Annotated in this window: 9 protein-coding genes; 8 read left to right on the forward strand and 1 reads right to left on the reverse strand. The window is 69.9% G+C overall.

Features of this window, described 5'->3' with window-relative positions:
• Positions 1-35: 35 nt before the first annotated feature.
• Positions 36-1,517 carry an arylsulfatase gene (locus NCG93_RS06570; RefSeq protein ID WP_194414739.1) on the forward strand — a complete coding sequence of 494 codons (1,482 nt, stop codon included), beginning with the start codon at positions 36-38 and terminating at the stop codon, positions 1,515-1,517.
• Here NCG93_RS06570 and NCG93_RS06575 read toward each other — a convergent pair.
• Positions 1,503-4,577, reverse strand: coding sequence for an alpha-mannosidase (locus NCG93_RS06575; protein WP_194414738.1), 3,075 nt, complete (start codon positions 4,575-4,577; stop codon positions 1,503-1,505). The two genes, NCG93_RS06570 and NCG93_RS06575, sit on opposite strands and share 15 nt — an antisense overlap.
• A 102-nt stretch (positions 4,578-4,679) precedes the next feature.
• Here NCG93_RS06575 and NCG93_RS06580 point away from each other — a divergent pair, with 102 nt between their 5' ends.
• The 7 genes from NCG93_RS06580 (at position 4,680) to NCG93_RS06610 (ending at position 15,012) form a co-directional block, all read left to right on the forward strand.
• Positions 4,680-5,330: an alpha/beta hydrolase family protein gene (locus NCG93_RS06580; protein ID WP_194414737.1), complete on the forward strand. Its 651-nt coding sequence runs from the start codon at positions 4,680-4,682 to the stop codon at positions 5,328-5,330.
• A gap of 112 nt (positions 5,331-5,442) precedes the next feature.
• Positions 5,443-6,849: an ABC transporter substrate-binding protein gene (locus NCG93_RS06585; RefSeq protein ID WP_194414736.1), complete on the forward strand. Its 1,407-nt coding sequence runs from the start codon at positions 5,443-5,445 to the stop codon at positions 6,847-6,849.
• 72 nt (positions 6,850-6,921) lie between these two features.
• A complete protein-coding gene (locus NCG93_RS06590) occupies positions 6,922-7,905 on the forward strand; it encodes a carbohydrate ABC transporter permease (protein ID WP_194414735.1) in 984 nt (327 codons plus the stop codon).
• Entirely contained in the window at positions 7,902-8,840 is a 939-nt protein-coding gene (locus NCG93_RS06595) for a carbohydrate ABC transporter permease (protein WP_252787473.1), read from the forward strand. The genes NCG93_RS06590 and NCG93_RS06595 overlap by 4 nt, the downstream gene beginning before the upstream one ends.
• Before the next feature lie 30 nt (positions 8,841-8,870).
• A complete protein-coding gene (locus NCG93_RS06600; protein WP_194414733.1) occupies positions 8,871-12,611 on the forward strand; it encodes a DOMON domain-containing protein in 3,741 nt (1,246 codons plus the stop codon).
• Positions 12,608-14,002, forward strand: a complete 1,395-nt coding sequence (locus tag NCG93_RS06605; protein ID WP_194414732.1) for a Gfo/Idh/MocA family protein — start codon at positions 12,608-12,610, stop codon at positions 14,000-14,002. Before NCG93_RS06600 ends, NCG93_RS06605 begins: the two co-directional genes overlap by 4 nt.
• Positions 13,999-15,012, forward strand: a complete 1,014-nt coding sequence (locus tag NCG93_RS06610; protein WP_194414731.1) for an acetylxylan esterase — start codon at positions 13,999-14,001, stop codon at positions 15,010-15,012. The genes NCG93_RS06605 and NCG93_RS06610 overlap by 4 nt, the downstream gene beginning before the upstream one ends.
• Positions 15,013-15,016 lie beyond the last annotated feature (4 nt).

Here is a 15,016-nt window from a genome sequence, read left to right on the forward strand (position 1 = left end):
AGAGGTACGCCGATTCACTCGAGGAGACGCAGACAATGGCCGAGAAGCCGAACATCATCCTGTTCATGTCCGACGATGTCGGGTGGGGCGACCTCGGCTGTTACGGGGGCGGTGAGAACCGCGGTGCACCGACACCGAACCTTGATCGCCTTGCGGCCGAAGGCCTGCAGTTCATGTCCTTCTACGGGCAGCCGAGCTGCACTCCGGGACGGGCGGCCGCGCTGACCGGGCGCCTTCCGATCCGCAGCGGGATGACGACGGTGGCGTTCCCCGGCCAGGGCGGCGGGCTTCCCGCCGCGGAGTGGACGCTGGCGAGCGTGCTGAAGAAGGCGGAATACGACACGTGCCAGATCGGCAAATGGCACGTCGGTGAGGCCGACTATGCGATGCCGACCGCGCACGGGTTCGACGAGATGTACAACACGACGCTCTACCACCTGAATGCGTACACCTACACCGACAAGACCTACAACCCCGACTTCCCGTTCGACGATGAAGCCACCATGAAGATGTGGGGCAACGTGCTCGGCGCACTCGAGGGCAAGGCCGGCGAACCCGCCCACGAGGTCGAGAAGATCGATTCCTCCAACATCCCGTTCATCGACGAGAAGTCCACGGCCCACGCGCTGGACTACATCGAGAGCCACGCAGACGGTGAGAATCCGTTCTTCCTCTACCTGAACACCGCGAAGGTGCACCAGCCGAACCTGCCGCACCCCGATTTCGAGGGCGCGTCGCTGGCGAAGTCGAAGTACCTCGACTCCCTGGTCGAGCTCGACCATCGCGTGGGGCAGGTCGTCGACAAGATCCGCGAGCTCGGTATCGCCGAGAACACCCTCATCATCTGGACGACCGACAACGGCGCCTGGCAGGACGTCTACCCAGACTGCGGCTACACGCCATACCGGGGCACGAAGGGCACCGACTACGAAGGCGGCAGCCGTGTGCCCGCCATCGCATGGTGGCCCGGCACGATTGAAGCCGGCCGCCGCAACTCCGAGATCGTCGGGTCGCTGGATCTGATGGCCACCTTCGCGAGCATCGCGGGGGTCGACCTGCCGACCGAGGACCGCGAGGGTCAGCCGACGATCTTCGACAGCTACGACCAGACGGCGCTTCTCAAGGGCGAAGGTTCCTCCACGCGCGACCACTGGCTCTACATGACCGAGACGGAGATGATCCCCGGTGCCATCCGCGTCGGCAAGTGGAAGGCCGTCTGGAACATCCGCGACGGCTGGCGCGGCCCGGCCTCGTACACGGCGATCGTTCCGGAGCTGTTCGACCTGTGGCAGGACCCGCAGGAACGGTACGACATCTTCATGACGAGCTATGCGGAGAAGACCTGGCAGGCGCCGCAGATGGCCGCACGCCTGCTCGCTGTGCTGCCCACCTACAAGGAATACCCCAACCGTCCGATCCAGACCGCGGGCATCAGCTACGCCATCTTCGAATACGACGACGCGCAGGTGCAGGAGCGGGTCGCCAAGATGATGCACGGGCTGTCATCGGCCGGTTGACGCAGCCGCTTCCCCGGCCGGGCGGCGATAGCGCAGCGTGACGATCTCGAACGGTCGCAGTTCGAGCGTCGTCCGCGAAGCGTCCCACCGCTCCCCGGCCGGGCGCTCGAGCATGTCCGTGCGCTCGCAGCCCGTGGCGTCGAACAGCGCCGTCACGGTGACGGAACCGCGGCCGCCCGCGGATTCGTAGAGCCGCAGGACGACATCGCCGGAAGCGTCCTCGGCGAGCTTGACGGTCTCGGCGACGACGGTCGCGCTGCGGATGTCGAAGAGCGCAGCGGCCCCGTGGTCGCCGGTCACCCGCCGCACCGCCCGGTTGAGCCGGTAACCCTCGGCGACGGCATCCCGGATGCCGGCATTCGGCCGCAGCGCGACCCGCAGCCTGTGCGAGCCCTGGTCGGCCACCGGGTCGGGATAGCGGGGTGCCCGGATGAGCGACATGCCCAGTGTCGTGGAGCGCCCGCCTCCGGTCCGCGGCGTCCTCCGGGCGTCGTGACCATGGGTGGAGTCGTTGGCCACGGCGACGCCGTAGCCCGGCTCGCCGACATGCACCCAGCGATGTGCGCAGAACTCGAAGCGCGCGGCCTCCCACGAGGTGTTCTCGTGCGTGACGCGATGGACGTGGCCGAACTGGGTCTCGGCGGCGGTGACGTCGGCGTGCACATCGATGTCGACGTACAGCTTCAGCAGCTTCTGACTCTCGTGCCAGTCGATGACCAGCTCGAGGTCGAGCGCCGGCGCCGCGGGCGCCAGGGTGAGCCGCTGCGTGACGTGCGACGCTCCGAAGGAACGCGCGACGACGACCGTCACGGAGCCGTCGTCGCCGGTCTGCACCTCGAGGGACTCGGGGGCTTCGGCGTCGAGCGGGGTGGCGTTGCGGCGGTAGTGGTCGTCGATGTCCCAGGCGTCCCACTCGTTCGGGGTGTCGCGGTGCAGAACGAGCCGGTTCGCGGCGCCGCCCGGCGCCACCGCCTCGCGGCCTGAGGCGGCGTCGACGAGCGAGACCACACGGCCGCGCCCGTCGATGACGGCGCGCAGCACGCCGTTGTCGACCACCCACCCGTCGTCGGGCCGGCGCTCCCAGGTGGCGGAGGCTTCCGCCTCGGCGAGCGTGCCGATGGCGAACGCCTCGACGCCGCCTGCAGTCCCCGGAGTGGACGCGGGCAGCGGCATCGGGTTGGCGAGGAGTGCGGTGGATCCGGTTCCGACGAGGGCCGCCAGACTCCGGTCGACGAGGGTCGTCAGCTCATCGCGGATCCGTGCGTGATCGCGCTCTGCCTCGCGGTGGACCCACGCGATGGAGCTTCCGGGGAGGATGTCGTGGAACTGCAGCAGCAGCACGTTCTCCCAAGCCCGCCGCAGTTCGTCGTACGGGTAGGGCTCACCCGTGCGGACCGCGGCGGTCGCCGCCCACAGCTCGGCCTCGTGCAGCAGCTGCTCGCTGCGACGGTTGCCCTGCTTGGTGCGCAGCTGCGAGGTGTAGGTGCCACGGTGCAGTTCGAGGTACATCTCGCCCGCCCACACCGGCGCGTCCGGATACTCGGCCTCGGCATCCGTGAAGAAGCGGCGGGGCGCGGCGATCTCGACGCGGGGGAGCCCCTCCAGGTCGCGCGACCGCTCGGCCGCGGCCAGCATCTCGCGGGTCGGTCCACCTCCGCCGTCGCCGAACCCGAACGGCACCAGTGAGGTCGTCGCGGCGCCGGCGTCCTTGAAGTTGCGCTCCGTGTGCAGCAGCTCAGCGGGAGTCAGCTCGGAGTTGTACGTGTCGGCCGGGGGAAGGTGGGTGAACACGCGCGTGCCGTCGATCCCCTCCCACCAGAAGGTGTGGTGCGGCAGCTGGTTCACCTGACTCCACGACAGCTTCTGCGTGAGGAACCAACAGTTGCCGGTGCCGCGCACGATCTGGGGCAGAGCCGCCGAGTAGCCGAACGAGTCCGGCAGCCAGACCTCTTCCGTCTCGACGCCGAGGCGCTCGCGGAAGAACCGCTTGCCGTGGACGAACTGCCGGATCATCGACTCGCCGCCGGGCATGTTGGTGTCGGACTCGACCCACATGCCCCCGACCGGCACGAACCTGCCGGCCTGCACCTGCTCCCGCACGCGCGCGAACAGCTCGGGGTAGTGCTGCTCGAGCCAGGCGTACTGCTGTGCGGAGGAGGCCGCGAACACGAATTGCGGATGCCGCTCCATCAGCTCGAGCGCGTTGGAGAAGGTCCGCGCGACCTTGCGGATCGTCTCGCGGGTGGGCCACAGCCACGCAGAGTCGATGTGGGCGTGGCCGACGGCGACGATACGGTGGCTCGACGCATGCGCGGGGGAGGCGAGGAGCCGTGCGATGGTCTCGCGGGCGAGTGCGGCCGTGCCCGCGACGTCGTCGGGGTCGACGACGTCGAGCATCCGCTCGAGTCCGCGCACGATCGTGTGGTGCCGCGGGGAGTCCTGCGGAAGCTCGCCGAGCAGACCGCTCAGCACCTGGATGTCCTGCAGCAGCTCCCACGCCGTCTCGTCACGGCGCACGAGGCCGATGGCGCCGAGCCGGTATAGCGCGTCGTCGCCCGCCGTCTGCTTGTCGCCCAGCGGCGTCGCGGCGAACGTCCACTCGCCGGCGAGGTCGGGGTTGGCGGCGGCCTCGATGTAGAGGGTGAGCTCGTCGGCGTCGGCGCCGATAACTGCGGCGTCGAGCGGCAGGTGGTGGCTGCGCGGCGACACCGCCTTGACGATGCTGCCGTCCGGGCGATATGCGAGGCCTTCGACCTGGAAGCCGGGGCGGTCGGCAGTGAAGCCGAGATCGCAGACGATCTCGGTGTGCTGCGGGCTCCAACCCTCGGGAAGGCGCCCCGAGATCCGGAACCACGTCGAGCTCCACGCGCGGCCCCAGGTCCAGCCGGCCGGAGTCGCTTCGTACTCGTGATCGACGGCCTCGGCGAACGGGACCGGCTCGTCGGGGACGGACCAGTGCTCGACCCGCAGCGCCTGGAAGTCGGGGTACACCGCCGGCGCGAGCCGCTCTCGGGTGAACCTCTGCAGGCGTGCCTGCACATGCGACCGGTCGTCGTGCACCTTTGCTCCTCACTGCGAGGGCGTCCGTCTCCGCAGCGGAGTTGCCCGCCGACGAGCGTACATGCAACGCTGTCAGGCAACAACCGGTTTCAAAGGTGTGACATGACGATCAGAGCCCTCGTTCTCCCCGGTGGGAGCTATCGCAACCATGCGCCTCACGAGGCCGAGCCCGTCGCCGCTTGGCTGGCGGGACTCGGCATCGAAGCGGACATCCTGCGGTACCCCGTGGGGATGCCGCATCCCGCCGCGCACGAGGCGATCGGCGCCCGCATCGCCGAGTTGCGCCACACCGGCGCCGATCGCGTGCTGCTCGTCGGCTTCTCGGCCGGGGGGCATGCCGCCGGGCTGGCAGCGCTTCGGCCGGCCGACGCGTCCCGCCGCGTCGACGGGCTGGTGCTCGGCTATCCGGTCGTATCGCTGGAAACGCACTCTCATCAGGGATCGAGGGAAGTCCTCCTGGGCGACGACGACACGCCGGAACGGCGAGCCGCTCTCTCGTTGGAGCGCCTGGTGACCACGGAGGCGCCGGTGTCCTTCCTCTTCCACTCCTTCGACGACCAGAAGGTGCCCGTCGAGCACTCGCTCCTGCTGTCGTCGGCGCTGCAACGAGCAGGAACGCCCCACGAACTCCACCTCTACCCTCTCGGCGGGCACGGCTGTGGCCTCGGCGGCGACCTCGTGCCGTGGACCGGAGCGTGCGCCGCGTGGCTGTCTCGCGAGGGCTGGCTGCCCCAGCATCCCAGTCCAGCTTGACACCAGATCGGTTTCCGGCCAGAGTTATGAAACCGGTTGAGATTTGTATCGAGATCCGCGTGCCCGCCGAATTGTGCAGGTGCACACCCGAACTACGAAGGAGTAGAGGCAAATGACACAGCAGCGCTGGGTCCGCGTGGGCGGACTCATCACCGGCATCGCCGTCACGGGACTGCTCGTGAGCGGATGCGCGGGCGGCGGCACGCCCTCGTCGACACCGTCGGCCGAGGCGGTGACCTGCGACCCCGACGCTGATGTGACGATCACCGTGGGCGAGCGCCCGACGTCCGACCAGACGGCGAACCTCGAGGCGTGGGAGAACGCGGTCGCGCAGTTCGAGGAGGACCACCCGAACATCACGATCGACGACGAGGAGACCAAGTACGACGTCTCGACGTTCCCGGCCCTTCTCGTCGGGGGAACCCTGCCGACCACCCTGCAGGTGCCGTTCACCGACATCCAGTCGCTGATCGAGCGCGGCCAGGCGGCCGACATCACCGCGTACGTGGAGAACGACGACGTGCTGAGCCACCTGAACCCGCAGCTGAAGGCCGTCACGGAGGACGCTGACGGCCGCACCTACGGCGTCGTCCGCGCCGCGTACACGATGGGCCTGATCTACGACCGCGCGCTGTTCACCGAGGCCGGGCTCGATCCCGACGCGCCGCCCGCGACCTGGGACGAGGTGCTGGATGCCGCGGCGACGATCACGGAGGAGACGGGACAGACCGGCTTCATCATCCCGACCACCGGCAACACCGGCGGCTGGCTGCTGACCTCGATGTCGTACTCCAACGGCGACCTCGTGGAGGAGGTCGACGGCGACGACACGACCGTGACCCTCGCCACGCCGGGGATGGAGGCGAGCCTGCAGTTCCTGCACGACGTGCGCTGGGAGGAGGAGGCCGCGGGCGCCAACTACCTCTACGACAACAACGCCATCCGCGACGACATCGCCGCCGGTTCCATCGGCCAGAGCCTCAACGGGGCGAACCTGTACAACAGCCTCGTCATCGGCCGAGGCATGCCGAAGGAGGACTTCGGGCTCGCACCGTTCCCGACCGGCGACGACCCCGTGGGCGTGCTCGGCGGCGGCAACATCCAGTGGTACAACCCCAAGGCCACGCCCGACCAGCTGTGCGCCGCGCTCGAGTGGACGAAGTTCTACTTCCTGAACCGGTACGTCGACGAAGAGGCGGCCGTCACCTGGGCCGAGGCGCAGGTGGCGGATGACCTGCCGGTCGGCCTGCCCGAGGTGCCGGTCGTCTCGGACGACCAGTATCAGACGTACCTCGGCTGGATCGAGCCGTACATCAATGTTCCGCGAGAGAACTACACCGCGTACCTCGACAGCCTGGCGACGGCGACGATCCTGCCTGAGCCCGCCAAGAAGGCGCAGGAGCTCTACGCGGCGCTCGATCCGGTGGTGCAGGCCGTCCTCACCCGCGAGGACGCGGACTTCGACGAGCTGCTGACCTCGGCTGAGACACAGGTCCAGGACCTGGTCGACGCCGGATGATCCGTTCCGGTGGCCGCGGCAGCCGCGGCCACCGGACGCATCCGGCACGAGAACATCGACGGGAGACACAACGTGACCGCAACCGCCCCGCCCTTCGTCGGCCGTCCGGCCGACGCGGACGCCACCGGCAGCCCGCCGCCCGCTGCGCCCCGGCCGCGCAGAGGACCGCGCGCGCGGTTCCTGGTCTGGGTGCGCAACGGCGGCGTGCCGACGCTCGTCATGTTCCTCCCGCTGCTGCTCACGTTCGGCTACTTCGCGTGGTGGCCGATCCTGAAGAGCCTCATCCTGGCGTTCCAGCAGACCGACCTCATCAACGATCCCACCTGGGTGGGAGTGCGCAACTTCGAGCGCGTGCTGGCCGACCCGCTGCTCTGGACGGCCGCGGGCAACACCGTCTGGTTCGCCGTCCTGGCGCTCCTCATCGGCTTCCCGCTGCCGATCCTGATGGCGATGGTGATGGCGGAGCTGCGCCGCAGTCGCCAGATCTCGAGCGTGCTCGTCTACCTGCCGGTCATCATCCCGCCCGTGGTCAGCGTCCTGCTGTGGAAGCAGTTCTACGACCCCTCGTCGTCCGGCCTCTTCAACACCGTGCTCGGCTGGTTCGGACTCGGCCCGATCGGCTGGTTGCAGGACCCGGCGCTCGCGATGCCGAGCATCGTGATCCAGGCCACCTGGGCGACGGCGGGCACCGCCACGATCATCTACCTCGCCGCGCTCATGTCGATCCAGGCGGAGCTCTACGACGCCGCCGAGGTCGACGGGGCGTCGATCCTCCAGCGCACCTGGCATGTCACGCTGCCGCAGCTGCGCAGCGTCATCCTGCTCATGCTCCTGCTGCAGATCATCGGCACCATGCAGGTCTTCACCGATCCGTTCGTCATGACCGGGGGCGGACCCGAGAACCGGACCGTGACGCTGCTCATGCTCATCTACAACTACGCCTTCCTGTCAGGCGACTTCGGCAAGGCGACGGCCCTGAGCCTGATGCTCGCGGTGGCGCTGAGCCTGGTCTCGGCGATCTACCTCCGACTGACGCGGAAATGGAGCGAATCGTGAGCTTCGTCACGACCACGGTCCGCGCGATCGGCAAGAGCAAGGCGGCGGCGAAGGACGCCGACGACCGCACCAACGTCTCGGCCCTCGATCGGTCGCGCCGATCCGTGCGCCTCACGACCCGGATCCTCGCGGTGGTCCTCATCGCCTGCCTGATCGTCGTGTCGTTCGGGCCGCTGCTGTGGCTCTTCAAAGCGGCGCTTTCGACCAGCCAGGACATCCTGAAGTACCCCTTCGAGTGGTGGCCGAGCGGCATCCAATGGCAGAACCTGCCCGACGCGTGGTCGCAGATCCGCATCGGCCAGTACCTGCTGAACACGGTCTGGATGGCGGCAGGATGCTGGTTCTTCGGCTTGCTCGTCGCCCTCACCGGCGGCTACGGCATCTCGATCCTCAAGCCTCGCTACGCGAAGGTCGTCAACGCGGGCGTCCTGGCGACCCTGTTCATCCCAGGGGTCGTGTCGCTGATCTCGCTCTACGTCACCATCCTCGACGTGCCGCTGATCGGCGTGAACCTGGTCAACACGTACTGGGCCGTGTGGCTGCCGACCGCGGCCAGCGCCTTCAACGTGCTGCTCGTCGCACGCTTCTTCGACCGCCTGCCGAGGGACGTGTTCGAGGCGGCGAAGATCGACGGCGCCGGCGTCTTCCGGGTGTTCTGGTCGATCGTGCTGCCGATGTCGCGCCCGGTGATCGGCGTGGTGTCGCTCCTGACGATCGTCGGCTCGTGGAAGGAGTTCCTCTGGCCGCTGCTGGTCCTGCCCTCGCCCGATCTGCAGCCGCTCTCGGTCGGGCTGTACCGCGTCAGCGACACCGCTCCTACGAGCCTCCTCATGGCGGGCATGTTCATCTCGGTGATCATCCCCATCGCGCTGTTCCTGATGTTCCAACGTCAGTTCCTCCGCAGCGCCGGCCAGGCCGGCGCGATCAAGGGGTGACCACGGCGGTCACCCGGATCGGATCACTCCATGTCTCACACGCACCGGCGCATCGTCGCGCCCGCTGCGGCCATGCTGACGGCGTTCGCCATGGTCGTCGGCATCCTGTTCGCCACCCCCTCGCCCGCGCAGGCGAGTCTCACCGAGTCCGACTCGTTCGAAGGCTGGACCACGACCGTGTCGGGCACCCCCGACTTCGTGGTGTCGGCGGACACCGCGGTCGTCCACGACGGAGCCACCTCGGCGCGGATCGAGTACGCCACGGCCTACTCGAACAGCTACGTCGACCTCCGGCAGAGCATCCGGGCGACCGGCGGAACCAGCTACGCGATGAGCGCCTGGGTGAAGACGGAGAGCCTCTCTTCGACGGGCGCCGCCTACTTCGTCCTCAGCGGCGACCATTCGCAGCGCGTCGAGCTTCCCGCCGGCACGAGCGGTTGGACGAAGCTCGAGTGGACGTACACCCAGCCGCTGGGCAGCATGACGTTCGTCATGCGTCTGCTGGTGCGCGGGACGGGGACCGTGTGGGTGGACGACGTACGGATGGCCGCACCGGCGAGCCAGGCCAACCTCGTGATCAACCCGTCGTTCGAGGAGCATGACCCGCCGCCCGGCACGCTGGCCTTCACGGACGCCGCACTCGTCTACGGCGTCGGCGACGCGCACATCGGCGTGACCACGCTGGCGAGCAGCGTGACGTGGGACGTGCGGGCGTCCTCGGGGCAGCGCATCGACTCCGGCGTGGAAGCGGTCGCCGACGGCGCCGCATCCATCGACCTGGCCGCGCTGCCGGCCGGCTACTACTCGATCACGATGTCGGTGACCGCTCCGGTGGCGGCGACGCGCACGGCGACGCTGGCGATCGTCGAGGACGCCGAGGAAGCGGCATCCGCCGATCATCCGGTGGGGCTGGCCGTCCATGTGAACCGGTACTCGGTCGATCAGGTCGACAGCCTGATGGGTCCGCTCGCTGCGGGGACTCTCCGCGAGGGCCCGTCCTGGGACACCATCGAGACGTCGCCCGGGGTCTACCAGTTCCCCGCGCACTTCGATGCGCAGCTCGCCGCCGCCAAGGCCCGCGGCGAACGACCGCTGGTCATCCTCGCGTACTTCAGCCGCTGGTACGACGGCGGCAAGACGCCGAGCTCCCCCGAGGGGATCGCGGCTTTCGCGAACTACGCGGCCGCGGCGGCCGAACACTACGGCTCGGACGTGGACTACGAGATCTACAACGAGTTCAACCACACCTTCAACAATGGCGCGTGCGGCATGACAGCCGCCTGCTACATGGACCTCCTGGTGCCGGCCGCCGCGGCCATCCACGCGGCGGCGCCGGGGGCCCGCGTCGTGGGTCCGGTCAGCGCCGGCGCCAAGTGGGACTTCATGGAGGACCTCTTCGCCCTCGGGGCGCTCGAGCACCTCGACGTCGTCAGCTATCACACCTACGACTTCCCGGTGGCACCCGAAGGGCGCACCGAAGCCGGCGTCTCGACGCTGCGCGCCCTCATCGAGCAGTACGCGCCGGGCTCAGGCATCCCGATCTGGCTCAGCGAGCACGGCTGGACGACGACCACCGGTGGCACCACCGAGCAGCAGCAGGCCGCCTACATCGTGCGGTCGGCGGCGCTCCTCGAAGCCGCGGGCGTCGACCGCGTGGTCTATTACGAGCTGATCGACTCGGGCGCCAATCCTGCGGAGCAGGAGCACAACTTCGGCATCTCGCGGCTGCCCACCGACGGCGGCACGGCGCTCACACCGAAGCCCGCCTACCCCGCACTCGCGGTGTTCAACCGCCTGACCTCCGGTCGCGAGCTCTCGGGCCTGCAACGCCTCGACGGCGCCATCGTGGCGGAGTATACGGATGCCGCGGGCGACATGCTGCGGATGATGTGGGCGACCGGCGACCCGGTGACGCTGGCGGTGAGCACCGGGAGCGACGCGCGTCTCGTCAAAGGCGACGGCAGATCGTGGCGCGCCCAGCCGAACGGACGCGTCGAGGTCACCGTCGGCGCGAACCCCGTCTACCTGACGGGCACACGGGCGACGCCGACCCGCGTCGCCGACCCGGCCGTCTCCATCGACACGCCCGACCAGATCCCGCTCCATGGCACGGCGAGCGTGCCCGTCACGGTGGATCGCGCGGCCCTCGGCGTCACGGGCGACGTGTCGGTCTTCGGGCCGGTCGGCGGCGGCGCGACGCTCACCGGCACCGCCGGCGAAGCGGCCGGCTCGGTGACGCTGGCGCCGATGCGCGAGCTCGGCGCCCACCCCGTCGCGTACACCGTGCGCAGCGGCGACGCGGTCATCGCGTTCGTCGACGACAGCGCGACCGTGGTCGAGAACCCCGTGCTATCGCTCGGACCGGTCGCCGGCGCGGACGGCGTCGGTCTCGCGCTGACCGTCCAGAATCTCGCCGGAGCGCCGACGACAGGAGTCGACGACATCGCGTGGACCGTCGGGCCGGCATCGGGCACGCAGGCGGCGGTGCAGGTCGCGGGCGGCGAGACGGCCGCGTTGGATCTGGACCTCGGAGACATCGACACGTGGCAGCCCTACCCGTTCACGGTGCGCGCCACGGCCGGGTCCGAGGAGCGCCGGCTGGCGGGAACGACGGCGCTCGCGCCGATCGCGGCGGCGCCGTCGGACGGCACCGCCGTGGACTGGCGGGCACGCGGCACCTACGTGCCGCTCAGCGGATCCGTCGCGACGGCCGACGACCTCGGCGGAACCTTCGCGGTCTCGTGGAGCGCCGACGGACTGCGTGTGCGCGCCGATGTGCAGGACGAGGACCACACCGCCGCAGCGACGGTCGACAGGCTCTGGGCGGGGGACTCCCTGCAGTTCGCCGTGGCCAGGGGGCTGCCCGGCGCCGACCCCGCATCGCGTGTGGAGCTGGGTGCGTATCTCGGGGCGGATGGCCCGGGGGTCTACCGCTACACCGCGCCCGTCGGTGTCCTCGATGCTCCCGCCGCGATCACACGTGACGGCACGACGACCGCGTACGACGTCACGGTGCCGTGGGATGTGCTCGGGGTCGACCCCGCCGCCGGCGCCTTCTCTTTCTCGATCCTCGTCAACGACAACGATGGCGGCACCCGCGAAGGGTTCTACGAATGGGGCAGCGGCATCGGCTCCGGCAAGAATGCAGCGCTGTTCGTGCCGGTCATCCCCGTTGCGCCGACCCGCGCGGCCGAGGTGACCGCGATCGAGGTCGACGGCAAGCCGCTCGACGGGTTCGTGCCCGATCGCACCGAATACACCGTGCCCGCGCTCGCCGGAGGCCCGCTGCCCGTCGTCACCGCGACCGCAGAGGCCGGCACCCGTGTCGAGGTGACGCAGCCGGCGGACGCCCCCGGCACCGCGACCGTGGTCGCCTCGGCGGACGGCCGGCCGAGCACGACCTACACGATCGCCGTCGAGCGCGTCACGGGCGACGACGCCTCGGTCGAGGCATCCGTCCGCACCACGTGCCTCGGCGAGCGGGTGCAGTACCTCGTCTCGGTGCGCAACACCGCCGAGTTCACGTCGGATATCCGCGCAACCTCGCCGTTCGCCGACGAGAAGCGATCCGGTGTGCCCGCGGGCGGGACCAGGGTGATCGAACTGCGGTCCACGGAGGCGATGACGGATGCCGGACGCGTCCGGGTCGCGGCCTACGTGCCCTACCGCGCACCCGACCGTGCCGCGTCGTACACGACCGTGGAGGTGCCGGTTCCTGCGCGTGACTGCGCGCGCGCCGGCGCCCAGCCAGACCAAGGAGACCTTGAATGACCGCACCCACCCGCTACGCGATCATCGGCACCGGAGGCCGCGCACAGATGTACATCGATGCGCTGACAGGACCGTACGCCGACCGCGCCGCGCTCATCGCGTGGGCGGACCCGAACCCGGGCCGTCTCGACTGGAACGAGCAGCGAGTCCTGGCGGCGGGTCGCCCCGCACCGGCGCGCATCGATGCGGGGGAGCTGTCGGCCTCCGTCGAGCGGCTCGGCATCGAGCGGGTCATCGTCACCGCACCCGACTTCGCCCACGCCGACCTGGTCGTCGCCGCCCTCCGCGGCGGCGCCGACGTGGTGGTCGAGAAGCCGCTGACGACCGACGCGGACGGCGTCCGCCGCATCGCGGAGGCCGTCGAGACGACCGGCCGCGCGGTGACCGTGACCTTCAACTACCGGTACTCGCCGCGCAACGCTGCGCTCAAGCGCATCACCGCGAGCGGCGAGATCGGCGAGGTCACGTCGGTGCACTTCGAATGGCTGCTCGACACGTCGCACGGCGCCGACTACTTCCGCCGCTGGCATCGGCAGAAGCACAACTCGGGCGGTCTGCTCGTGCACAAGTCGTCGCACCATTTCGACCTGGTGAACTGGTGGCTCGCCGACCTGCCCGTTCGTGTCTTCGCCAGCGGCGGGCTCCGCTTCTACGGCGCCGAGAACGCGGCGCGACGAGGGCTGGGTGAGAGGCCCGAGCGCGGCTCCGTGGATGCCGGCCGGCGGGATCCGTTCGCGCTGGACCTGCGCGAGCACGAGGTGCTGCGCGGGCTGTACTACGAGCAGGAGCAGTACGACGGCTATCTGCGCGACCGCGACGTGTTCGACGAGGGCATCACGATCGAGGACAACCTCTCGCTGATCGTCGACTACGCGCGCGGCGCGAGCATGACCTACGCGCTCAACGCCCACTCCCCGTGGGAGGGGTACACCGTCGCCGTCAACGGCACCGAGGGACGCGCAGAGCTAGCGGTGGTCGAGCGCGGTGCCATCCTGCTCGATGGAACCGGGCGGCAGCACGTCGTCGATCCGAGCGCGCGCCCCGAGTCCGTCGCCGATGAGACCGGCCGTCCGGTCGGCGACCGGCTCACGGTGCAGCGGCACTTCGAGGCAGCGCGCGAGGTGGCCATCCCGCATGCTGCCGGCGGACACGGCGGAGCCGACGACGCGCTGCTGCGCGACCTGCTGATCGGGGCGGATGCCGATCCTCTGGGCCAGGCCGCGACCTGGCTCGACGGCGTCCGGGCGATGGCCGTCGGCGTGGCCGGCAACGACTCTCTCGCAGGCGGGGGACCGGTGCTGATCCACGACCTCCCGTTCGGTGCCGCCGCGACGGCTTTCGGCACTGCCGAAGCGCGCGACAGCGTCGGCGCCACGGCGGCATCCCGATGACGCGGTTCGACCGTCCACTCGAGGAGCTCCGGCGCTTCGCTCCGGAGGTCGCCGAACCCGACGACTTCGACCGTTTCTGGGCCGAGACCCTCGGAGAGTCGCGGGCGGCGGGCGGCCCCGTCACGCTCGCAGACGCGGACGTCCCGCTGCGCGCCGTCGAAGCGCGCGAGCTGGTCTTCCCCGGATTCGCGGGGGATCCTGTGCGGGCGTGGTACCTCCGCCCCGCGGGAGCGAGCGCCGACCTCCCCGCGGTGGTCGAGTTCCTCGGATACGGCGGCGGGCGAGGGATGCCGCAGCAGCGGCTCACCTGGGCCGCCGCCGGTTTCGCCCACATCGTCATGGACACGCGCGGACAGCCGGCGGCCGACACCGTCGACCCGCATGGTTCGGAGCCCAGTGTGCCGGGGTTCCTGACGCGCGGCATCCCCGACCCCGCGACGTACTACTACCGCCGAGTGTTCACCGACGGCGTCCGGTGCGTGGATGCGGTGCGCGGCCTCGCGGGCATCGACCCTTCCGCCGTCGCGGTCGCCGGCGGAAGTCAGGGCGGCGGCATCGCGCTCGCCGTCGCGGGACTGCGCGACGATCTCGTGGCCGCGATCGTGGACTACCCGTTCCTCTGCCACTTCCGTCGCGCCATCGGGATGACCGGACGCGAGCCCTACCAGGAAGTCGTCCGCTATCTCGCGATCCATCGCAACCGCGCCGACGCGGTGTTCCACACGCTGTCGTACTTCGACGGCGTCAACTTCGCCCAGCGCGCGACCGCGCCGGCGCTCTTCTCGGTCGGTCTGCCGGATCCGGTGTGCCCGCCCTCGACGGTGTTCGCGGCGTACAACCGGCACGCGGCATCCGTGAAAGAGATCGCGACGTTCGAGTTCAACGAGCACGAGGGCGGCGGGGCGGCGCACTGGCCGCGGCAGGTGGGCTTCCTGGAGGAACAGCTGGCAGTCGAGGGTCGCGCCGACCGGGCGTTCCGCGTCCCCGTGCTCGCGGGCTCCGGTCAGTAGGATC

It is taken from the genome of Microbacterium yannicii, from assembly GCF_024055635.1.
Classification (GTDB): Bacteria; Actinomycetota; Actinomycetes; order Actinomycetales; family Microbacteriaceae; genus Microbacterium; species Microbacterium yannicii.

Bases quoted from the DNA above. Each gene is read 5' to 3' on its own strand.
- NCG93_RS06585 (WP_194414736.1), top strand. From the start codon at position 5,443: ATGACACAGCAGCGCTGGGTCCGCGTGGGCGGACTCATCACCGGCATC.
- NCG93_RS06570 (WP_194414739.1), top strand. From the start codon at position 36: ATGGCCGAGAAGCCGAACATCATCCTGTTCATGTCCGACGATGTCGGG.
- NCG93_RS06580 (WP_194414737.1), top strand. From the start codon at position 4,680: ATGACGATCAGAGCCCTCGTTCTCCCCGGTGGGAGCTATCGCAACCAT.
- NCG93_RS06605 (WP_194414732.1), top strand. From the start codon at position 12,608: ATGACCGCACCCACCCGCTACGCGATCATCGGCACCGGAGGCCGCGCA.
- NCG93_RS06600 (WP_194414733.1), top strand. From the start codon at position 8,871: ATGTCTCACACGCACCGGCGCATCGTCGCGCCCGCTGCGGCCATGCTG.
- NCG93_RS06610 (WP_194414731.1), top strand. From the start codon at position 13,999: ATGACGCGGTTCGACCGTCCACTCGAGGAGCTCCGGCGCTTCGCTCCG.